Here is a 21212-nt window from a genome sequence, read left to right on the forward strand (position 1 = left end):
CAGTGAACGGCGGTGCGGTGCACCGCCGTGCAGCACATTAAAATTAAAATAGCCAGGGACGCAACATGATCGAATCATTGAAACACCTGCCGCGCACCAGCGTGGCCGACGGCTCGTTGGCGGAGCAGTTCACCGACCTCGCGCCGCCGCTCACGGCTCGCCAGGCCGCCATCGAAGCGGCGCGCTGCCTGTACTGCTACGACGCGCCATGCACGCGCATCTGCCCGTCGCAGATCGACGTGGCCAGCTTCATCCGCAACATCCACGACCAGAACATCAACGGCGCCGCGGCCGGCATCCTGAAGCAGAACATCCTGGGCGGCAGCTGCGCGAGGGTTTGCCCGACCGAGATCCTGTGCGAGGACGCCTGCGTGCGCAATCACGATGAAGAAGGCCAGCCGGTCAAGATCGGCCTGCTGCAGCGCCACGCGCTCGATCATGCACACTTCGCCGAGCATCCGTTCCAGCGCGCCGCATCGACCGGCAAGGTTGTCGCCGTGGTCGGCGCCGGCCCTGCCGGCCTGTCGTGCGCGCACCGCCTGGCGATGCTGGGCAACGACGTCGTCATCTTCGAGGCGCGCGAAAAATCGGGCGGCCTCAATGAATACGGCATCGCCAAATACAAGCTGACCGGCGACTTCGCGCAGCAGGAAGTCGACTTCCTGCTCTCGATCGGCGGCATCGAGGTACGCCACGGCTACAAGCTGGGCGACAACCTGACGCTGGCCGAACTGCACGGCCAGTACGATGCGGTGTTCCTCGGCCTGGGCCTGAACGCCAGCCGCGACCTCGGCCTGACCGGCGAACATGCGCCCGGCCTGATGGCGGCGGTGGACTACATCGCCGCGCTGCGCCAGGCGGCAGACCTGTCCGCGCTGCCGGTGCCCAAGCGCGCCATCGTGATCGGCGCTGGCAATACCGCGATCGACATGGCCGTGCAGATCAAGCGCCTCGGCGCCGAAGACGTGACGCTGGTGTACCGCCGCGGCTTTGAGTCGATGACCGCGACCCACCACGAGCAGGACATCGCCAAGGCCAACTTCGTGCGCATGCGCACCTGGGCCGCGCCGCTGGAAGTGCTGCTCGACGAGTTGGGCAATGTGCGCGGCATGCGCTTCGAAGAGACGCGTCTCGACAACGGCCGCCTGGTCGGCACCGGCGCCTTCATCGAGATCGCCGCCGATGCCGTGTTCAAGGCGATCGGCCAGAGCATAGACCCGGCCGGCCTGTCCGACCCGATGGCGCAGCAGTTGGAGCGCAAGAGCGACAAGATTCACGTCGACGGCCAGTTCCGCACCGCGATCGCGGGCGTGTACGCCGGCGGCGATTGCGTCGCGCCGGGACAGGACCTGACGGTGCAGGCGGTACAGCACGGCAAACTCGCGGCGCACGCGATCCACAACGACATCCAGACCAAAGCGGGGGCAGCATGGCCGACCTGAGCATCGATTTCTGCGGCATCAAGTCGCCCAATCCATTCTGGCTGGCGTCCGCGCCGCCGACCGACAAAGCCTACAACGTCGTGCGCGCCTTCGAAGCAGGGTGGGGCGGTGTGGTGTGGAAGACGCTGGGCGAAGACCCGGCCGCGGTCAACGTGTCGTCGCGCTACTCGGCGCACTACGGCAAGAACCGCGAAGTCCTCGGCTTCAACAACATCGAGCTGATCACCGACCGCAGCCTGGAAATCAACCTGCGCGAGATCACCCAGGTCAAGAAGGACTGGCCGGACCGCGCGATGATCGTCTCGCTGATGCTGCCTTGCGAGGAGCAGCTGTGGGCCGACATCCTGCCGAAGGTCGAGGCGACCGGCGCCGACGGCATCGAGCTCAATTTCGGCTGCCCGCACGGCATGCCGGAGCGCGGCATGGGCGCGGCGGTGGGCCAGGTGCCGGAATACGTCGAGATGGTCACGCGCTGGTGCAAGAAGCACTCGAAGCTGCCCGTCATCGTCAAGCTCACGCCGAACATCACCGACGTGCGCGCTCCGGCGCGGGCCGCCAAGGCCGGCGGCGCCGATGCGGTCTCCCTGATCAACACCATCAACTCGATCACCCACCTGGACCTCGACCGCATGGTGGCGTTCCCGGTGGTCGGCAACGCCAGCACGCACGGCGGCTACTGCGGTTCGGCGGTCAAGCCGATCGCCCTGAACATGGTGGCCGAAATCGCGCGCGATCCGCAAACCGCGGGCCTGCCGATTTCCGGCATCGGCGGAATCGGCAACTGGCGCGACGCGGCCGAGTTCATCGCGCTGGGCGCCGGCTCGGTGCAGGTTTGCACCGCGGCGATGCTGCATGGTTTCCGCATCGTCGAAGAGATGAAGGACGGCCTGTCGCGCTGGATGGACGAGAAGGGCTACAAGACCATCGAGGACTTCACGCGCAAGGCGGTGCCCAACACCACCGACTGGAAATACCTGGACATGAACTACCAGGTGATTGCGCAGATCGACCAGGACAAGTGCATCAAGTGCGGCAAGTGCTATGTGGCCTGCGAAGACACCTCGCACCAGTCGATCGCGCAGCTGATCGATGAAGCCGGCGTGCGCACGTACGAAGTGATCAAGTCGGAGTGCGTGGGCTGCAACCTGTGCGAAATTACCTGTCCGGTCGAAGCATGTATTACCATGGTGCCGCAAGACACCGGTAAGCCTTACATGAACTGGACCCAGGACGAACGCAATCCGCGTCGGGTGGCGTGAAAAATGGGGTCGAGTCCGCCGGACCAGACCCCCCGTACTGGCGGCCGCGTTGCCGGGGTCTGGTCCTGCGGACCTGACCCCATTTACCTGCAACCAACACGATGGAGCACCACCCTGTGAGCATTGAAACGTCCGGCAGCACCCATCTCTGGAACGAAGACCTTGCCCCAACCTCCGCGGCGCAGCGCACCTGGCGCTGGTACCACTTCGCGGCGCTGTGGGTCGGCATGGTCATGTGCATTCCCGCCTACACCCTCTCCGCCAGCCTGATCGAAGCCGGCATGTCCGGCTATCAGGCGGTGCTGACGGTGTTCCTGGCCAACGCCATCGTGCTGCTGCCGATGCTGGCCATCGGCCACGCCGGCACCAAGTACGGCATTCCCTACGCGGTGCTCGCGCGCTCCTCGTTCGGCACCACCGGCGCGCGGATCCCGGCGCTGATGCGCGCGATCGTCGCCTGCGGCTGGTACGGCATCCAGACCTGGTTCGGCGGCAGCATGATCTACACGCTGCTCGGCGTGATGATGGGCCACGAAATCGGCGGCGCCAAGCTCGCGGGCCTCGGCATCAATGCGGCGCAGCTGGCGTGCTTCCTGGCCTTCTGGGCGATCCAGTTCTACTACATCGTGCACGGCATGGATTCGATCCGCAAGCTCGAAACCTACACCGCGCCGCTGAAAATCCTGATCTGCTTCGTGCTGCTCGGTTGGGTCTATAACCGCGCAGGCGGCTTCGGCCCGCTGCTCGAGGCGCCGTCGCAGTTCGTCGCGGGCGGCAAAAAGGCCGGCCAGTTCTGGTCCACCTTCTGGCCGTCGCTGACCGCGATGGTCGGCTTCTGGGCCACGCTGGCGCTGAACATCCCCGACTTCACCCGCTTCGCCAAATCGCAGCGCGACCAACTGGTGGGCCAGTCGGTCGGCCTGCCGGTGCCTATGGGCCTGCTGGCGGCGCTGGCCGTCATCGTCACCTCGGCCACCGTGGTCTTGTACGGCAAGGCGATCTGGGATCCGGTCGACCTGGCCAGCCGCATGACCGGCGGCGCGGTGCTGGTGGCGCTGATCGTGCTGCTGGTCGATACCGTCAGCGTCAACCTGGCGGCCAACCTGGTCGGACCTGCGTACGACTTCTCCGCGCTGGCGCCGAAGCACATTTCGTATCGCACCGGCGGCTACATGACCGCGGCGATTGCGCTGGTCATGATGCCGTGGAAGATCCTCGAGACGACCCAGGGCTATATCTTCACCTGGCTGATCGGCTATTCGGCGCTGCTTGGGCCGATCGCCGGCATCCTGATCATCGACTACTACCTGATCCGCAAGACCGAACTCGATGTGCGCCAGCTGTATCGCCATGACGGCATCTACTCGTACGGCAACGGCTGGAACATCGCCGCCGTCGTCGCTTTTGTGGCCGGCGTGCTGCCGAATATTCCCGGCTTCCTGAACGCCGCGTTTCCGGCCTCGTTCCCGTCGGTGGGCGAGGGCTTCAAGCTGGTCTACACGTATGCCTGGTTCGTCGGCATCGCCATTTCCGCGCTGGTGTACGGCGTCATGATGAAGGGGCGCGCGCGCCCCGCCATGGCCGTCGCACAGGGCTAGTTTTCAGTATTCGACTGGAGAATCACATGAGCATCTTCATCCGCGGTGGAACCGTGGTCAACGCCGACCGCGCATTCAGGGCCGACGTCATCTGCGACGGCGACAAGATCGTCGCCGTCGGCGAAAATCTTGAGGCGCCTGCCAACGCCACCGTGATCGACGCGCGCGGCCAGTACGTCATGCCGGGCGGGATCGACACGCACACGCACATGCAGCTGCCGTTCATGGGCACCGTCACCGCCGACGATTTCTACACCGGCACCGCGGCCGCCGTGGCCGGCGGCACCACCACCATCATGGACTTCGTGATCCCCGCGCCGCAGCAGTCGCTGCTCGAGGCCTATCACACCTGGCGCGGCTGGGCGGAGAAATCGGCGTGCGACTACACCTTCCACGTCGCTGTGACATGGTGGGACGAGTCGGTGCACGCCGACATGGGCACACTGGTGCGCGATCACGGCGTGAACAGCTTCAAGCACTTCATGGCGTACAAGAACGCCATCATGGCCGACGACGAGACGCTGGTGCACAGCTTCACGCGCGCGCTGGAACTGGGCGCCATCCCGACCGTGCATGCCGAGAACGGCGAGCTGGTATTCCAGCTGCAGCAGGACCTGCTGAAGAAAGGCATCACCGGGCCGGAGGCGCATCCGCTGTCGCGCCCTCCGGAAGTGGAAGCCGAGGCGGCCAACCGCGCCATCGCCATCGCCAATGTGCTCGGCACGCCGGTGTACATCGTGCACGTGTCGTGCGCCGAATCGCTGGACGCGATTTCGCGCGCCCGCGCCAAGGGCCAGCGCGTGTACGGCGAAGCGCTGGCCGGCCACCTGGTCATCGACGACAGCGTGTATCAGCACGAAGACAAGGAATATGCACGCGCCCACGTGATGAGCCCACCGTTTCGCAGCAAGCACCATCAGGCCGCGCTGTGGCAGGGCCTGCGCGGCGGGAACCTGCACACCACGGCGACAGACCACTGCACCTTCTGCGCCGAGCAGAAGGCGGCGGGCGCGGACGACTTCACGAAGATTCCGAACGGCTGCGGCGGCGTCGAGGACCGCATGTCGGTGGTGTGGGACGAGGGCGTCAACAACGGCCTGCTGACGCCATCGGAATTCGTGCGTGTGACCTCGACCAACGCGGCGCAGATCTTCAACATGTACCCGCGCAAGGGCGTGGTCGCGCCGGGGGCTGACGCCGACCTCGTCGTGTGGGATCCGGAAGGCACCCGCACGATTTCGGCCAAGACCCAGTTCGCCAAGGGCGGCTTCAACGTGTTCGAGGGCCGCACCGTGCGCGGCATCCCGACGCATACGCTGGCCGCCGGCAAAGTCGTCTTCGAGCGCGGCGAGTTGCGCGCTGTCGAAGGCGCCGGCCGCCACGTCGATCGTCCCGCATTCACCGCAACCAGCGCAGCCTGAACGAAGAGAGAAAACATGAACGAACTGCGAATCAATGGAAGCCGCCTGTGGTCGTCGCTGATGGAGCTGGCGCAAATCGGCGCCACGGCCAAGGGCGGCGTCAAGCGCCTGGCGTTGACTGACCTCGACCGCCAGGGCCGCGACCTGGTCGTCGGCTGGGCGCGCGAGGCGGGCCTGTCGATCACCGTCGACCAGATCGGCAATGTGTTCATGCGCCGCGAAGGGACCAACCCGTCGCTGCCGGCGGTCGTCACCGGCAGCCATATCGACACGCAGCCGACCGGCGGAAAATTCGACGGTAACTACGGCGTGCTGGCCGGCCTCGAAGTCGTGCGCACGCTGAACGACCTGAAGATCAAGACCGAGGCGCCGATCGAGGTCGCGTTCTGGACCAACGAGGAAGGTTCGCGCTTCGTGCCGGTGATGATGGGTTCCGGCGTATTCTGCGGCGCGTTCTCGCTGGAGACCGCGTACGCGGCGAAGGACACCGAAGGCCTGACGGTGAAGGACGAACTGGCTCGAATCGGCTACATGGGAGAGCAGGTGCCGGGCGACCATCCGATTGGCGCCTACTTCGAGACGCACATCGAACAGGGCCCGGTGCTGGAAGACGCCGACAAGGTGATCGGCGTAGTGCCGGCGGTGATGGGCCTGTCGTGGTACGACTGCGTGGTGACCGGCATGGAGGCGCACGCCGGGCCGACGCCGATGGGACTGCGCAAGGATGCGCTGCAGGTATCGACCCGCATCATGCAGGAAGTGGTGGAAATCGCGAACCGCTATCCGCCATACGGCCGCGGCACGGTGGGCATGGTGCAGGTGTTCCCGAACAGCCGCAACGTGATTCCGGGCGAGGTCAAGTTCAGCATCGACCTGCGCAACGTGAACGACGAACTGCTCAACACGATGCACGAGGAAATGCTGGCGTTTATCGAAAAGACGCGCAGCGAGAGCGGCCTGAAAATCGGCATCGAGCGGGTGTCGTACTATCCGCCGTGCCCGTTCCATCCCGATTGCGTCGGCGCGGTGCGCGCGGCGACGGAGAAGCTGGGCTACTCGACGATGGATGTGGTGTCGGGCGCGGGACACGATGCGATCTACGCCGCGCGCCTGGCGCCGGCCGGGATGATCTTCGTGCCGTGCAAGGACGGCATCAGCCACAACGAAATCGAGGATGCGAAGTCGGATCACCTCGAAGCCGGCTGCAACGTGCTGCTGCACGCGATGCTGGAACGGGCGAAGGTGGTGGCGGGGTAAAAGCAGGGCGACCCCTTGCGGCCAAAAAAATGCACCAAACTGGTGCATTTTTTGTTTCAATTCGCCTGCGCGGACACCTACAAAAGCACGCGCCGTCTGCTGACGAGACCCGGTGGGAATATTGCTAGGCTTGCTATTTGACCCAACCTCACGAGGGACATAATGCGAGCGATCACTTACCACGGCAGCCTTGATGTCAAAGTCGATACCGTTCCAGACCCGAAAATCCAGGAGCAGGACGACGTGATCCTGAAGGTCACCGCGACGGCCATTTGCGGCTCCGACCTGCACATGTACCGCGGGAAGATCCCGGCGATGAAGAGCGGCGACATCCTTGGTCACGAATTCATGGGCGAGGTCGTCGAAACCGGCTCCCAGGTCAGCAAGCTGCAAAACGGCGACCGCGTGGTGGTGCCTTTCGTGATCGCCTGCGGCAGCTGCTTTTTCTGCGACATGCAGCTGTTCTCCGCGTGCGAGACGACCAATCCCGATCGCGGCGCCATCATGAATAAGAAAAGCCTGCGTCCCGGCGCCGCGCTGTTCGGCTTCAGCCACCTGTACGGCGGCGTGCCGGGCGGGCAGGCCGAATACGTGCGCGTGCCGAAGGCGAATGTCGGCCCGATCAAGATCCCCACCAACCTGGCCGACGAACAGGTGCTGTTTTTGAGCGACATCCTGCCGACCGGTTACCAGGCGGTGCTCAATACCGGCGTTGGCAAAGGTGGCAGCCTGGCGATCTTCGGCGCCGGGCCAGTCGGGCAGATGGCCGCGGCCAGCGCGCGCATGCTGGGCATCGAGAGGATCTTCATGGTGGACCATCACAAGTTCCGCCTCGATTTCGCATGCGAGACCTACGGCGTGGTGCCGATCAATTTCGAGGACTGCGACGCGGCGGACTTCATCCTGCAGGCGACCGATGGACGCGGCGTCGATGGCGTGGTTGACGCGGTCGGCTTCGAGGCCAAGGGCAGCAAGATCGAGACGGTGCTCACCGACCTGAAGCTGGAGGGCAGCAGCGGCAAGGCACTGCGCCAGTGTATCGCTGCGGTGCGGCGCGGCGGGACCATCAGCGTACCGGGCGTGTACGCCGGCTTCATTCACGGCTTCCTGTTCGGCGATATCTTCGAGAAGGGCATCGGGATCAAGGCGGGCCAGACGCACGTGCAGAAGCACATGCCGGACCTGCTCAAGGCGATCGAGGAAGGCAAGCTGCATCCGAACGCGATCATTTCGCACCGGCTCAAGCTGGAGCAGGCGGCGGAAGGCTACAAGATGTTCGACAAGAAGGAAGACGATTGCCGAAAAGTGGTGCTGACGCCGTAAGCAAGATGGGGTCAGGTTCGCAGGACCAGACCCCGATTTCACATGGGCCGGTGGAACGACCGGAAGAAATCGAGCAGCACGCGCGCGGCGATGTCGGCATCGTCCGCCGTCATCGTCTCCAGCCGGTTATGGCTGATACCGCCGTTGCCGCAGCGGGTGAACAGCATCGCCACATCCGTCACCTTCGCCATCGCCATCGCATCGTGGCCCGCGCCCGACGGCAGGTCGAAGCGCGGCACCCCGGCACGCTCGACCGCCGCGCCCAGCTGATCCATCATCCACGGCGCGCACGGCGCCGCCGACGCGGAAACCACCTGCCTCACGCTGGCCTCGACCTGGCGCCGGGCGCAGATCGCTGCGATCGAATCCAGCACATCCTTCACCGCAGCCAGCCGCACGGCATCGTCGGCCGCGCGAATATCGAGCGACAGCTTGCAGTGGCCAGGTATGACGTTGACCGAGCCGTTCGGCACTTTCAGCTGGCCGACCGTGCCGACCAGCGACGCGCCCTGGCTGCAGCGCTGTTCGACCATCAGCACGATCTCCGCCGCGGCCGCGCCGGCGTCCTTGCGCATGTTCATCGGCGTGGTGCCGGCGTGGCTGGCCAGCCCGGTCAGTTCGACCAGGTAGCGCGAGCTGCCGGCGATCGCCGTGACTACGCCGAGCGCCAGGCCATGTTCCAGCAGCACCGGCCCCTGTTCGATATGCACCTCCACGAATCCCAGCAAGTCGGCCGGATTGCGCGCGATGGCGGTGATGGCATTGACGTCATGCCCGGCGCCGGCCAGCGCATCGCGCATGGTCACGCCATCCGCATCAACCGCGTCGAGCAGCGCCATGTCGAACTGGCCGGTGATGGCATTACTGCCCAGGAAAGTGCTCTTGAAGCGCACGCCTTCTTCTTCGGCGAATCCGATCACTTCGAGGTGAAACGGCAGGCGCTCGCCGCGCGCGTGCAGGTGACGCACGATCGCCAGCGGCAGCAAGATGCCCAAGCGGCCGTCGTACTTGCCACCGTCGCGCACGGTGTCGTAGTGCGAACCGGTGAGCAGCGTCTTCGCGTCCGGCCGGTCCGACAGGTAGCGCCCGACCACGTTGCCGACCGCGTCGATGTGCGCTTCCATGCCGGCTTCGCGCATCCACTCCATCAGCTGGGCTGCGGTGCGCTGGTGCGCCGGCGTCATGTACGAGCAGGTCAGGCCATCGTCCGCGTCGCTCCACGCACCGATGACTTCGGCCCACTGCATGATCGCCGGGCCGAATTCGAGCTGCACGTCGAGCAGTACGTTGAGGCGGATCTCGGCGATGCGATGAATCTGGCGCAGGCATTCGGCCATCTCGTCGGCGCGCTGGTTTTTCAGCCGGCGCGTGAAGGTGGCGATGATCGCGTCGCGCGTCAATCCTTCACCGGTCGGGCCTTTCACCGCGAGGATGAAGGGGAAGCTGAACTTGGCGTTGTAGTCTGCATTGAGCTTGTGCAGGGTCGCGTATTCCTCCGCGCTGCACTGGTTCAGGCCGGATTTGGCCTGCTCGCTGGTGGACTCCTGCGTCAGCTCGCCGGCAATCGCGGCCTTGCCCGCCAGTTCAGGATGCGCACGGATCAGGCCGAGCTGCTCGTCCACGGTGGCGCTGGCGACTGCTGCCTGCAGCGCCAGCTTGAGCGCGGCGATGGTGGCGAAGGGGCGCTGCGCCGCTGCGCGCTGCGGAATCCATGGCGAGTGTTCGTAAATGCCGTGCAGGGTGGCGACGAAGGCGGCTTCGTCGCAGGTATTGAGTTCGGAAAGTGTCGTCATGATGATGTGATGATATCGCTTCGCCAGTCCCTGATTCATACGCGGCGCCATATATGAGCAATCATTTGGCGGAAAATGGGGTCAGGTCCGCAGGACCAGACCTCGCTGGATCATTTCTGCAGCGCCTTGGCCGCGGCGCTGACCTGGTCGCGCAGCCATTTGTGTTCGGGCGACTGGTGCACGCGCTCGTGCCACAGCTGGTAGAACCGCATCGGCGGAAACTTGATCGGCACCGCGTAGGTCTTGAGCGGCAGCGTTTTTTCGTAGTGGCGCAGGAACTGGCGGCCGGTGGTCAGCACCAGGTCGGTCTGGGTCAGCATGTACGGGATCAGGCCGAAGTAGGGCGACTCCACCGCTACGTTGCGCTGCATGCCCTGGCGGTCGAGGAAGGCGTCGATCACGCCCAGGTAGCCGGGCACCATCTGCGCCGGCGCCACGTGCGGCAGGGCGAGGTATTCCTCGGCCGTCATCGCATCCGATGCGGTGCGCTTGGCGTAGGGGCAGTCGGCGCGCATGGTACACACGATCGGGTCTTCGAACAGCTTGGAGATGTGCAGGTGCGGCGGCGGCTCGTCCCAGTTGGCGATAACCAGGTCCATGTCACCGTCCGACAGCATGCGCAGGTAGTCTACGCCGGGACCGAGGCTGTGAATGACAACGCGGCTGTTGGGCGAGCCGCGCCGCAGCGAGGCCACCACGTTCGGCAGGAACTGGCTGTCGAGGTAGTCGGGCGCGGCGATGTGGAAGGTGCGCGCTTCGTCCTGCGGCACGAATGGCGACTTCTTGACGAACAGGCTCTCGGTCTCGTCGAGGATGCGCTTGGCCGGCTTGAGCAGGCTCTCGCCGTGCTGGGTCGGCACCATGCCGCGCGCGCCGCGCACCAGCAGCGGATCGCCCGTCAGCTCGCGCAGCTTGCGCAGCGACGCCGAAATCGAGGGCTGCGGCTGATTGAGCTTGAGCGCCACGCGCGAGACGTTTTTCTCGACGAGCAGCAGGTACAGGATGCGGATCAGGTGCAGGTCGAGGTGCTGGGGAAGGCTGGCCATGTTGAGTATATGAAAACGAATATGTCCAATATACGCGATTTTTCATGACGTGGGGAGCGAATCAGGCTATCTTCCTCACACTCCCGCCACTGTTTTCGTCGCACCCGCAACCAGGAACCCCATGGAAGTTTTCGGCTATCTGACCCCCTATATCCTCGACTGGCTCAATCTCGTCTTGCGCTGGCTGCACGTCATCACCGGCATCGCCTGGATCGGCGCCTCGTTCTACTTCGTCTGGCTCGATAACACGATCCGTCCGCCGGCGCCCGGCTCCGACCTGGCGAAGAAGGGCGTGTCGGGCGAACTGTGGGCGGTGCACGGCGGCGGCTTCTACAACCCGCAGAAGTACCTGGTGGCCCCGGCGGAACTGCCGAAGGAGCTGCACTGGTTCAAATGGGAGGCGTATTCCACCTGGCTGTCCGGCTTCGCGCTGCTCACCATCGTCTATTACTTCAACGCGCAGGCGATGATGGTCGATAAGTCGGTGGCCGACCTGTCCTCGCTGCAGGCGGTGGGCATCGGCCTCGGCAGCCTGCTGGTCGGCTGGACCGTGTACGACCTGCTGTGCCGCTCGAAGCTGGGCCAGCACGACGGCGCGTTCGGCGTGGTGATGTTCGCCTTCCTGGTTGCCAGCGCGTGGGTGCTGAACAAGTACCTGAGCGGGCGCGCGGCCTACATCCACGTCGGCGCGATGATCGGCACCATCATGGTGGCGAACGTGCTGATGCTGATCATCCCGGGGCAGCGCAAGATGGTTGACGCCATGGCGGCCGGCGGCAAGCCCGATCCGATCCACGGCCTGCGCGCCAAGCAGCGCAGCGTCCACAATAACTACTTCACGCTGCCGGTGCTGTTCATCATGATCAGCAACCACTACGCGATGACCTACCGCCACGAGCACGCATGGGCGGTGCTGGCGACGATCATGGCGGCGGGCGTGTTGATCCGCCACTTCTTCAACCTGCGCCACAAGGGCCGCACCGAGTACATCTATCCGGCTGCCGGCGTGGCGCTGCTGCTGGCGCTGGCCGTGGCCATCGCACCGAAGGCGCCGGCCGCCGCGCCGCAGGTGCAGTTCAGCCAGGTGCAGGCGATCGTCGCGCAGCGCTGCGCCTCGTGCCACTCGGATCATCCGACCCAGCCCGGCTTCGCCGCGGCGCCAGCAGGGATTGCGCTGAACACGGCGGAAGGAATCCACCACAATGCAGCGAGAATCTACCAGCAGGCGGTGCAGCTGAAGGCGATGCCGCTTGCGAACCTGACCAACATGACCGACGCCGAACGCGCGCAAATCGGCGCCTGGTTCGAAGCCGGCGCCAAATAAGGACTGACATGCAAGCACAAGAAAAACTCACCAGCTGGATCGACGCCCATTTCGACGAGGAAGTCGCGTTCCTGCAGAAGGTCATCCAGATTCCGACCGACACGCCGCCGGGGAACAACGCGCCGCATGCCGACGCGGTTGCCGACATGGTGGCCGGCTTCGGCTGGAGCGCCGAGAAGCACGCGGTGCCGGCGCAGGCCGTGCACGACTACGGCATGGAGAGCATCAGCAACCTGATCGTGCGCCGGCCGTACGCCGCGGGCGGCCCGACCATTGCGCTCAACGCGCATGGCGACGTGGTGCCGCCGGGCGAGGGCTGGACCAAGCCGCCGTATGGTGGCGTGGTCGAAGACGGCTTCATTTACGGCCGCGCGGCCGCGGTGTCGAAGTGCGATTTTGCGACCTTCATCTTCGCCGTGCGCGCGCTGGAAGCGGCCGGCGTGCCGCTGAAGGGCGGGGTGGAGCTGCACTTCACTTACGACGAAGAATTCGGCGGCCTGCTCGGCCCGGGCTGGCTGCTGGAACAGAAGCTGACCAAGCCGGACCTGGTCATCGCGGCCGGCTTCAGCTACAACATCGTCACCGCGCACAACGCCTGCCTGCAGCTGGAGGTGACGGTGCACGGCAAGTCGGGCCATGGCGCGATGCCGGAGACGGGGCATGACGCCTTGCAGGCCGCCACGCGCATCCTGAACGCGATCTACAACGAGCTGCCGGAACTGAAGAAGATCAAGTCGAAGGTGGCGGGCATCGATTCGCCGACCATGCTGGTGGGCCGCATCGACGGCGGAACCAACACCAACGTGGTGCCGGGAAAAGTGGTGCTGAAGCTGGACCGCCGCATGATTCCGGACGAGGACCCGGTCGAAGTCGAGGCGCATGTGCGCGCGCTGATCGAGAACGCGGTGGCCGGCCAGCCTGGCATTCGCGTCGAGATCAAGCGCCTGCTGCTGTCGCACGCGCTGCGCCCGCTGCCGGGATCGGACAAGCTGGTGGCGAGTTTGCAGAAGAATGGCCGCGAGGTGATCGGCGAGGAGATTACCGCGCAGGGCACGCCGCTGTATGCGGACGCGCGCCTGTATGGCGAGCACGGGATTCCGGCGGTGCTGTATGGCGCCGGCCCGCGCACGGTGCCGGAGTCGAATGCGAAGAAGGCCGACGAGCGGCTGGCGCTGGAGGACTTGCGCAAGGCGACCAAGGTGGTGGCGTTGACGCTGCTGGATTTTTTGGCGGCGTAACCCAAGGCTTGTCGTACCTGCGCAGGCAGGTACCCATACTGAATCGGCTTTACCTCATTAGCACGCTCAGCATGGGTACCTGCCTTCGCAGGTACGACGTCTTGAAGGTAGTTACTGCTTCAGCGTTTTCTCGAACAGCTGGTAAATGCGGCGGTATTCGTCATACCAGCTCTCCGGCTGCACGAAGCCGTGCCGCTCGAGCGGATAGCTGGCCAGCTCCCAGTGATCCTTCTTCAGTTCGATCAGGCGCTGCGCGATGCGCACCGAGTCCTGGTAGAACACGTTGTCGTCGACCATGCCGTGCGCGATCAGCAGGCTGCCGCGCAGTTGGTCGGCGTATTCGATCGGCGAGGACTTGCGATATGCTTCCGGATCGAGGTCCGGCGTGTTGAGAATGTTGGCCGTGTAGTCGTGGTTATAGGTCGTCCAGTCCGACACCGGCCGCAGCGCGGCGCCCGACTTGAAAACGTCCGGCGCGCGCATCAGTGCCATGAAGGTCATGAAGCCGCCGTAGCTGCCGCCGTAGATGCCGACGTTCTTCAGGTCGCCCTGCAGGTTGGCGGCCATCCAGTTCACGCCGTCGACGTAGTCTTCCAGCTCCGGATAGCCCATCTGGCGATAGATCGCGGTGCGCCAGTCGCGCCCGTAGCCGCTGGACGCGCGGTAGTCCATGTCCATCACGATGTAGCCGCGTTCGACCAGGAGGTTGTGGAACATCTGCTCGCGGAAGTAGTTCGGATAGCGCTTGCTGACGTTCTGCAGGTAGCCGGCGCCGTGCACGAACATCACGATCGGATACTTCTTGCCCGGCTCGAGCTGCGCCGGCCGGTACACCTTGGCCCATACCGGCGCCGCGCCGTGCGTCGACGGCACCGCGACGAATTGCGGCGCGATCCATTCGCGCGCTTTGAAGTCGGCGCTGCGGGTGTCGGTCAGCGCCACCGCCGCGCCGCCATGCAGCGGCACGCTGGCCAGCTGCGCCGGCATGTAGCTCGACGAATAGTGGACCAGCAGCTTGCGCTGGTCGGGCGACAATGCGAATCGCTCGACGCCGCCGCCCAGCGCGGTGACTTCATGAATTTCGCCATCCTTCGCCGACACCGCGCACACCTCGTAGTCGCCCGGTGTCTTGCGGTTGCACAGCAGGTAGGCGGTGGTGCCGTCGGACGACCAGTTGATCGCCGTCGCTTCCCATTTGCCCTGGGTGAGCGCGCGCACCTTGCCGTCGGCGGCCCGCGTGTACAGGTGGGCGTAGCCGCTTTCTTCGGACTGGTACCACAGCGTGCTGTTATCGGGCAGCCAGCCGAAGTCGTTGTTGCCGTTGTTGATCCACGCGACGTCGCTGGTGCGGTGCGCCGGCTTGAGCGTCGCCCCGGCCAGGTCCACGGTCGCGATCCAGCGGTCCTTGTTGTCGATCGAGCGCACGATCACCGCGGCCTGCGCGCCGTTGGCGCTCCAGGCCATGGCCGCGCCATCGTCGTCGATGCGCACGCCGCGGTTGCCCTTGAGCGGATCGAGCTTGCGCGCCGCGCGCATCGCCGCCAGCGGATCGGTGGCGATGCCGGGCAGCGGGTCGAACGCCAGGTCGCGCACCTGGCGCGTGGCCAGGTCGATCAGCTTGAGCGTGTGCGGCGCCGGCATGTTGCGGCCCACGCGGGTGCGCTGGTCGTCGAATTCCTCGTAGCCCGATTCGGTCACGTAGCGCGGCATCTTGCCGATGCGGCCTTTCTCGGTCGCTTTCGGCGCCGTTACCACCAGTAGCCAGCGACCGTCCGGCGACAGGGCGCTGCCGTCGATGACGACCTTGTCGCCCAGGTAGATCGGGGCCGGCGCGCGGGTCGGGTCGGCGCGGCGTTCCTGCTCGGCGCGTTCGCGCCCGGCGTCGCGCTCGTCCTTCTGGCGCTTGAGCGTGGCGATCAGGCGCAGCTGCATGTCGCGCATCGCGTCGTCGTCCGGCGCGGCGGCGGGATCCTTCGACGCGCGCACCAGCGCCACCGGCGAGACGATTCGGTCCGCGCGGCTCCAGCTGAGCCACTCGTGGCCGACGCGGAACTGCACGCTGCGGCCGTCGGCGGAATACTGCGGCGCCGCCAGGCCGTTGCTGCCGCGGGTGATCTGGGTCAGCACGCCGGTTTTCAGGTCGCGCTCGAACAGGTCGCCGTTGCGCAGCAGGACACTGCGGGTGTGTTCGCGGTTATAGACGACGGCGGCGCTGTCGAGGTTCGCCAGTTCGGCGTCGCCGACCAGGCGCGCCTTGCCGGCGGCCGCTTCGAAGGTGTCGCGCAGCGGCGAGCCGGCGCGCTTCTGTTTATAGAACACGTGCTTGCCGTCCCAGCTCCACCAGGCGGCTTCGACCGGCGTGCCGATCCAGTCGGGGTTGGCCATGGCCTGGTCGAGGGTTACGGGAGTGGCGGCGGAAACGGGCAGCGCGATGCTGGCGGCGGCCAGCAGCGAGAGTACGGAAAATCGCATCGTCAGGGCGGGTAGTGGAGGGATCGGAGCCGGTGGGCCAGAAATTGCAACGAGGCATTCTAGCGCAGGTACCCGCAGATGGGGCAGGTTCGGCGGAACCCGCCCCATTTTCACGCACCGCGACGGGACGGCGACTGACAACGCGGCGCCGCAGGGAAGGGCGCCAGGGGGGATCAGGCGGCCTTGTTCTTGGCCGAACGCGAGCGCGGACGGAACATGATCAGGCGGGTAATGACGGCAACTGCGGCCAGTGCGACCGGGACGTATTCGAGGATTTCCATGATCAGTCCCTCGCGGCGATGGCGCGCAGTTCGGCCGACAGGTTTGGCGAGAGGCTGTCGTACTGGCGGGCCAGCGAAAACAGCTGTCGGCGGCCCTTGGCCTTGGCGCGGGCGTCCGAAGCTTCGGTTACGCGTACTTCCTGCGCCACGAACTGGCGGTCCTGGGCGGCGAACAGGGCTTCGGCGAACGCGCGCGCGGCGTAGGTCACGTCGAGAAAGTATTGGCGCAGCGGGCTCACTGGCGCATCAGAAAAAGTGGCGGTGGTCATGTTGATTCCTTAGGCTTTATTGCGATGTTGCGGTGCAGTATAAATGCCGTGGAGCCATAAATGAACTTTAGATTTCTGATGGCCTCCATAACCGGTGTGAATGTTGTCAGGAAGAATAGCCACGAGAGCATGGCGTTTTGCAAATGGAGATGCAAATGAGAGTGATTCCCATTTACAGATTATCGGATCTTCGTTATGATGCTTTCCAGACTCGGCAGATTTGCCACGCGCCGCTCCGGCTGCGCGCCACCACCATATTGAGGAACCCGTTTTGAACCACTCGCCAGCATCCATCCGCCACACCGACGACGCTTTGCGCGCCATGCAGAAAACCACCTTGGCCATGAGCATTTCCGGCGCGGTGCTGATGATGCCGTTCGCCGCGGGCGCGCAGGCCGTGGCCACCCCGGCCGGCGCACAAGTGAAGGACATGGGCGAAGTGATCGTGTACGGCAAGAAGATCGAGTCGAACCCGAACGCAGAAAACGGCGTGGCGTACAAGGCGAGAACCTCGGGCGATTCGCGCCACACGCGTCCGCTGGCCGAAACCCCGCAAACGATCGCGGTCGTCACCAAGGCGGCGATCGACGATTCCGGCATGACCGACCTGAAGCAGGTGCTGGGCGCCCAGCCGGGCATCACCCTGGGCACCGGCGAGAACGGAAATGCCTTCGGCGACCGCTACATCATCCGCGGCCAGGAAGCGCGCAGCGACGTGTTCGTGGACGGCCTGCGCGACCCGGGCATGAGCACCCGCGAGAGCTTCGCGATCGAACAGCTGGAAATATCCAAGGGTCCGAACTCGAGCTTCGCCGGCCGCGGCACGGCCGGCGGCGCGATCAACGCGATCACCAAGCAGGCCACGCTGGACAAGGATTTCACGCGCGTGTCGGCGGCGGTGGGCAGCGACAGCCACAAGCGCGTCAGCACCGACATCAACAAGGGCTTCGGCGACCACTTCGCGCTGCGCGCCAATGCGCTGTACGGCGACGAAGGCGTGCCGGACCGCGCGCCGTCGGACCGCGGCCGCGAGGGCGTGGCCGTGTCGGGCCTGTGGGAACGCGACCGCGACCTGTCGGTCACGCTCGACTACTACGGCCTGCGCACCAAGGACCACATGCCCGACCTCGGTGCCTACCTGGTCGGCGCCGTGCCGAACCGCGTGCCGGCCACCAACGTGCCGGTGTACGCCCAGACCAACGACTTCCTGAAATCGAATGTCGATACCGTCACCGCGCGTATCAACTGGAAGCTGGCGCCGAGCCTGCGCCTGACCAGCCTGACCCGCTACGGCAAATCGGAAAACAGCTACAACACCACCGGCGCCAACAGCGCGACCCGTTTCAACGGCGCGACCGGCGATCAGTACACCACCGTGGCGCTGGACAACGGCCATAGCGGCTGGCAGGACATCGACTACTTCGCTCACCAGAGCAACCTGCGCTGGGACGTGCTGGCGGGCGGCCTGAAGCACGAGTTCATCGTCGGCGCCGAATATACCGACCACAAGGTCGTCTCCGGCAACTACGCGTTCACCAACACCACGCCATTCAACTGCAAGACCACCGCGGGCGTCGGCGCCAACAACGGCTTCTGCTGGACCGACAGCAAGGGCAATCCGGCTACCAGCGACCTGACCACCTTCGCCGGCCGCAGCGCGACCCGGCTGGGCCAGAACCAGGACTGGCGCGTCAAGACCATCGCGCTGACCGCGATGGACACGGTGGACCTGACGGACAAGTTCACCGCGTTCGGCGGCCTGCGCGTCGACCACTTCGACCTGGACCTGGTCCGCTCCAACAACCTGACCAATGTCACCACCGGCGACTACGGCTACAAGGACACGCTGGTCAACGGCCACCTGGGCCTGAGCTACAAGGTGACGCCGAAGGGCATCGTCTACGGCAGCGTGGCGAGCGCCCAGGACATCAACGGCGGCGAGGCCGACGCGGGCACCGCCAGCGGCTACGGCGGCGCGGTGCTGTACCAGAACCAGATCGCCGGCGCCAAGCCGGAGACCTCGATCAACCTCGAGCTGGGCACCAAGTGGAACCTGTTCGGCGACAAGCTGCTGGCCACCGGGGCGCTGTTCCAGACCACCAAGAAGGACGTGATGGAAGGCGCCAACTACGACACCGTCGGCACCTTCAACACCGGCAAGAACCGCGTGCGCGGCGCAGAGTTCAGCCTGACCGGCGACATCACCGAGAAGCTGACGGCGCAGATCGGCGCGTCGTTCATGAAGTCGAAGGTGCTTGGCTCGGCCGTCGCCGCCAACATCGGCAACCCGCTCAGCAACTTCGCCGAGCGCACCGCTTCGGCGCAGCTGAAGTACCAGCTGACCAACGCCTTCTCGTTCGGCGCCACGGTGCGCCACGAGAGCGACCGTTGCGGCGGCCAGCCCGACACCGGCGCGCAGTTCGCCAACGGTGTGTGCATGCAGCCAGTGCCGTCGTTCACCGTGGCCGACGTGTTCGCCGCCTACCGCTTCAACAAGAAGCTCGACCTGCGCGTGAACGTGCTCAACGCCGGCAACAAGGACTACTACACCGCGGTGTACCGTTCCGGCGCCTTCCTGTACAAGGGCGATGCGCGCGCGGTGCGCCTGACCCTTAACTACGAAATCTGATCGGAGAGGGCGGGGGCCGGTACAATGCCGGCTACCCCGCTACCGTGAACTGATATGACAACGTCCGCTCCCGCGCACGCGCCACTCGGCTCGATTCCCCCGGACCTTCGCTGTGCCGCGGATTACGAATTGCTGGCGCCGCGCTTCATGGCGCTGCCCAGCCACGAATACGTCGCCGGCGGTTGCGGGCGCGACGTGACGGTGGCCGCCAACCTCGCGGCGTTTGCGCAGTGGACGGTGTATCCGCGCCTGTTGCGCGACGTGTCGGCGGGCCACACGCGCCTGTCCATCGCCGGCGTTCCCTTCGACCATCCGGTGCTGCTGGCGCCAGTCGCCTTCCAGAAGCTGGCCCATCCCCACGGCGAAATCGAGACGGCGCGCGCGGCCAACGCCATGCAGGCGTGCATGGTCGGCAGCACGCTGTCGTCATGCACGCTCGAGCAGGTCGCCGCGGCCGCCGGACCGCAGCGCTGGTTCCAGCTGTATTTTCAGCCGCGCCGCGAGGACACGCGGGCCTTGCTCGAGCGCGCCGCGGCAGCCGGTTACCAGGCCATCGTCGTGACGCTCGACGCCGCCATCCAGACCGCCGGCGCGCGCGCGCTGAAGGCAGGCTTCCGCATGCCGCCCGATTGCGCGCCGGTCAACCTGCTCGGCCAGCAAGGCCCGGCCGCGATCGAACTCGACCCGGAAGACAGCCGCATCTTCCAGGGCGCCATGCGCAATGCGCCGACCTGGGCTGATCTTTCGTGGCTGATGGCGCAGACCGCGCTGCCGGTGTGGGTGAAAGGCGTGCTGCATCCGGACGACGCGGTAGCGCTGCGCGACGCGGGCGTGGCCGGCATCGTAGTGTCGAATCACGGCGGGCGCAGTCTCGACGGCGCGCCGGCGAGCCTCGACGCGCTGCCGGCCATCCGGGCCGCATTGGGCGCCGGCTATCCGGTGCTGTTCGACAGCGGCATCCGCTCCGGCACGGACATTTTCAAGGCGCTGGCGCTGGGCGCCGATGCGGTGATGATCGGCCGGCTGCAGATTTATGCGCTGGCCGTGGCGGGCGCGCTCGGCGTGGCTCACATGATACGCCTGCTGCGCGAAGAACTCGAAGTGTGCATGGCGCTGGCCGGCTGCGCGACGCTCGACCAGATTGGCCCGGAAAATTTAATGAGGCGACCATGCTGACCACCATCGAACAAGTGCTGGACAAGGACGAAGTGCGCCAGTTCCGCGGCTACCTGGACCGGGCCGAGTGGCAGGACGGCGCCGGCACCGGCGGCACGCTGGCGCGCCAGGTCAAGCGCAACCGGCAGCTCGACGACGCATCGGAAGTCGCGGTCAGCTTGGGCAACCACATCCTGCGCGCGCTGGGCCGCAATCCTCTGTTCATCTCCGCCGCGCTGCCGCGCAAGATCTACCCGCCGAAATTCAACCGCTACGAAGGCGGCGAGACCTACGGCACCCATGTCGACAGCGCCGTGATGCAGATGCCCGGCAGTCATCTCAGCCTGCGCACGGACCTGTCGGCGACGCTGTTCCTGTCGGAGCCGGAGGAATACGACGGCGGCGAACTGCAGATCGAAACCGAGTTTGGCGTCCAGGCGATCAGGCTGCGGGCCGGCGACATGGTTCTGTATCCGTCGTCCAGCCTGCACCGGGTCACGCCGGTCACGCGCGGCGCCCGGGTGGCGTCGTTCTTCTGGATCGAAAGCCTGGTCGGCGACGATGGCGAGCGCGCGCTGCTGTTCGATCTGGACCAGGCGGTCCAGCAACTGACGCCGGTGCTGCCGGCTGACGACGCGCGCCTGCTCAAGATGACCAACGTTTACCATAACCTGCTGCGCCGCTGGGCAGTTACTTGACCAATCA

At 65.6% G+C, this 21212-nt stretch carries 16 protein-coding genes; 11 read left to right on the top strand and 5 right to left on the bottom strand.

What is annotated here, in order from left to right:
- The first annotated feature begins 65 nt into the window (after positions 1-65).
- The 6 genes from Q4S45_RS02035 to Q4S45_RS02060 all read left to right on the top strand — a co-directional run bounded on the left by Q4S45_RS02035 (position 66) and on the right by Q4S45_RS02060 (position 8300).
- Positions 66-1442, top strand: a complete 1377-nt coding sequence (locus Q4S45_RS02035; RefSeq protein WP_305508671.1) for an NAD(P)-dependent oxidoreductase — start codon at positions 66-68, stop codon at positions 1440-1442.
- The gene (gene preA, locus Q4S45_RS02040; protein WP_305508673.1) at positions 1430-2701 is read left to right on the top strand and encodes an NAD-dependent dihydropyrimidine dehydrogenase subunit PreA; all 1272 of its coding nucleotides are present in this window, start codon (positions 1430-1432) and stop codon (positions 2699-2701) included. Before Q4S45_RS02035 ends, preA begins: the two co-directional genes overlap by 13 nt.
- 101 nt (positions 2702-2802) lie before the next feature.
- Entirely contained in the window at positions 2803-4299 is a 1497-nt protein-coding gene (locus Q4S45_RS02045; RefSeq protein WP_305508675.1) for an NCS1 family nucleobase:cation symporter-1, read from the top strand.
- Between the two features lie 26 nt (positions 4300-4325).
- Complete coding sequence (hydA, locus tag Q4S45_RS02050) at positions 4326-5720, top strand: dihydropyrimidinase (protein ID WP_305508677.1); 1395 nt, start codon at positions 4326-4328, stop codon at positions 5718-5720.
- 15 nt (positions 5721-5735) lie between these two features.
- The gene (locus Q4S45_RS02055; RefSeq protein ID WP_305508678.1) at positions 5736-6977 is read left to right on the top strand and encodes a Zn-dependent hydrolase; all 1242 of its coding nucleotides are present in this window, start codon (positions 5736-5738) and stop codon (positions 6975-6977) included.
- A gap of 162 nt (positions 6978-7139) precedes the next feature.
- Positions 7140-8300 (top strand): zinc-dependent alcohol dehydrogenase, encoded by a 1161-nt coding sequence (locus Q4S45_RS02060; protein WP_305508680.1) that lies wholly within the window; start codon positions 7140-7142, stop codon positions 8298-8300.
- Between the two features lie 38 nt (positions 8301-8338).
- Here Q4S45_RS02060 and Q4S45_RS02065 read toward each other — a convergent pair whose 3' ends face one another.
- On the bottom strand, positions 8339-10093 hold the full coding sequence (locus Q4S45_RS02065) for an allantoate amidohydrolase (RefSeq protein WP_305512024.1): 1755 nt from the start codon (positions 10091-10093) through the stop codon (positions 8339-8341).
- A gap of 110 nt (positions 10094-10203) precedes the next feature.
- Positions 10204-11139 (bottom strand): LysR substrate-binding domain-containing protein, encoded by a 936-nt coding sequence (locus tag Q4S45_RS02070; RefSeq protein ID WP_305508682.1) that lies wholly within the window; start codon positions 11137-11139, stop codon positions 10204-10206.
- A 121-nt stretch (positions 11140-11260) separates the two neighbouring features.
- Between Q4S45_RS02070 and Q4S45_RS02075 the strand changes: the two genes are divergently transcribed.
- On the top strand, positions 11261-12463 hold the full coding sequence (locus tag Q4S45_RS02075; RefSeq protein ID WP_305508683.1) for a urate hydroxylase PuuD: 1203 nt from the start codon (positions 11261-11263) through the stop codon (positions 12461-12463).
- An 8-nt stretch (positions 12464-12471) separates the two neighbouring features.
- Positions 12472-13701 (top strand): ArgE/DapE family deacylase, encoded by a 1230-nt coding sequence (locus tag Q4S45_RS02080; RefSeq protein ID WP_305508684.1) that lies wholly within the window; start codon positions 12472-12474, stop codon positions 13699-13701.
- A 111-nt stretch (positions 13702-13812) separates the two neighbouring features.
- Here the strand turns inward: Q4S45_RS02080 and Q4S45_RS02085 are convergent, their stop codons facing one another.
- The 3 genes from Q4S45_RS02085 to Q4S45_RS02095 form a co-directional block, all read right to left on the bottom strand.
- Entirely contained in the window at positions 13813-16173 is a 2361-nt protein-coding gene (locus Q4S45_RS02085) for a S9 family peptidase (RefSeq protein ID WP_305508686.1), read from the bottom strand.
- A 283-nt stretch (positions 16174-16456) separates the two neighbouring features.
- On the bottom strand, positions 16457-16723 hold the full coding sequence (locus Q4S45_RS02090) for a hypothetical protein (RefSeq protein WP_305508688.1): 267 nt from the start codon (positions 16721-16723) through the stop codon (positions 16457-16459).
- Between the two features lie 9 nt (positions 16724-16732).
- On the bottom strand, positions 16733-17068 hold the full coding sequence (locus Q4S45_RS02095; RefSeq protein WP_305508689.1) for a hypothetical protein: 336 nt from the start codon (positions 17066-17068) through the stop codon (positions 16733-16735).
- Here Q4S45_RS02095 and Q4S45_RS02100 point away from each other — a divergent pair.
- The 3 genes from Q4S45_RS02100 to Q4S45_RS02110 are packed head-to-tail and all read left to right on the top strand — an operon-like array spanning position 17067 to position 21205.
- Entirely contained in the window at positions 17067-19352 is a 2286-nt protein-coding gene (locus Q4S45_RS02100) for a TonB-dependent siderophore receptor (protein ID WP_305508691.1), read from the top strand. The two genes, Q4S45_RS02095 and Q4S45_RS02100, sit on opposite strands and share 2 nt — an antisense overlap.
- A 54-nt stretch (positions 19353-19406) precedes the next feature.
- A complete protein-coding gene (locus Q4S45_RS02105; RefSeq protein WP_305508693.1) occupies positions 19407-20528 on the top strand; it encodes an alpha-hydroxy acid oxidase in 1122 nt (373 codons plus the stop codon).
- Complete coding sequence (locus tag Q4S45_RS02110) at positions 20522-21205, top strand: Fe2+-dependent dioxygenase (protein ID WP_305508695.1); 684 nt, start codon at positions 20522-20524, stop codon at positions 21203-21205. Before Q4S45_RS02105 ends, Q4S45_RS02110 begins: the two co-directional genes overlap by 7 nt.
- Positions 21206-21212 lie beyond the last annotated feature (7 nt).

Origin of the sequence: Massilia sp. R2A-15 (genome assembly GCF_030704305.1) — a bacterium.
GTDB lineage: Bacteria > Pseudomonadota > Gammaproteobacteria > Burkholderiales > Burkholderiaceae_D > JAFCUW01.

Excerpts from the sequence above, each read along its gene's own strand:
- Q4S45_RS02035 (WP_305508671.1), top strand. The coding sequence starts at position 66 with ATGATCGAATCATTGAAACACCTGCCGCGCACCAGCGTGGCCGACGGC.
- preA (WP_305508673.1), top strand. The coding sequence starts at position 1,430 with ATGGCCGACCTGAGCATCGATTTCTGCGGCATCAAGTCGCCCAATCCA.
- Q4S45_RS02045 (WP_305508675.1), top strand. The coding sequence starts at position 2,803 with ATGGAGCACCACCCTGTGAGCATTGAAACGTCCGGCAGCACCCATCTC.
- hydA (WP_305508677.1), top strand. The coding sequence starts at position 4,326 with ATGAGCATCTTCATCCGCGGTGGAACCGTGGTCAACGCCGACCGCGCA.
- Q4S45_RS02055 (WP_305508678.1), top strand. The coding sequence starts at position 5,736 with ATGAACGAACTGCGAATCAATGGAAGCCGCCTGTGGTCGTCGCTGATG.
- Q4S45_RS02060 (WP_305508680.1), top strand. The coding sequence starts at position 7,140 with ATGCGAGCGATCACTTACCACGGCAGCCTTGATGTCAAAGTCGATACC.
- Q4S45_RS02065 (WP_305512024.1), bottom strand. The coding sequence starts at position 10,093 with ATGACGACACTTTCCGAACTCAATACCTGCGACGAAGCCGCCTTCGTC.
- Q4S45_RS02070 (WP_305508682.1), bottom strand. The coding sequence starts at position 11,139 with ATGGCCAGCCTTCCCCAGCACCTCGACCTGCACCTGATCCGCATCCTG.
- Q4S45_RS02075 (WP_305508683.1), top strand. The coding sequence starts at position 11,261 with ATGGAAGTTTTCGGCTATCTGACCCCCTATATCCTCGACTGGCTCAAT.
- Q4S45_RS02080 (WP_305508684.1), top strand. The coding sequence starts at position 12,472 with ATGCAAGCACAAGAAAAACTCACCAGCTGGATCGACGCCCATTTCGAC.
- Q4S45_RS02085 (WP_305508686.1), bottom strand. The coding sequence starts at position 16,173 with ATGCGATTTTCCGTACTCTCGCTGCTGGCCGCCGCCAGCATCGCGCTG.
- Q4S45_RS02090 (WP_305508688.1), bottom strand. The coding sequence starts at position 16,723 with ATGACCACCGCCACTTTTTCTGATGCGCCAGTGAGCCCGCTGCGCCAA.
- Q4S45_RS02100 (WP_305508691.1), top strand. The coding sequence starts at position 17,067 with ATGAGCATTTCCGGCGCGGTGCTGATGATGCCGTTCGCCGCGGGCGCG.
- Q4S45_RS02095 (WP_305508689.1), bottom strand. The coding sequence starts at position 17,068 with ATGGCCAAGGTGGTTTTCTGCATGGCGCGCAAAGCGTCGTCGGTGTGG.
- Q4S45_RS02105 (WP_305508693.1), top strand. The coding sequence starts at position 19,407 with ATGACAACGTCCGCTCCCGCGCACGCGCCACTCGGCTCGATTCCCCCG.
- Q4S45_RS02110 (WP_305508695.1), top strand. The coding sequence starts at position 20,522 with ATGCTGACCACCATCGAACAAGTGCTGGACAAGGACGAAGTGCGCCAG.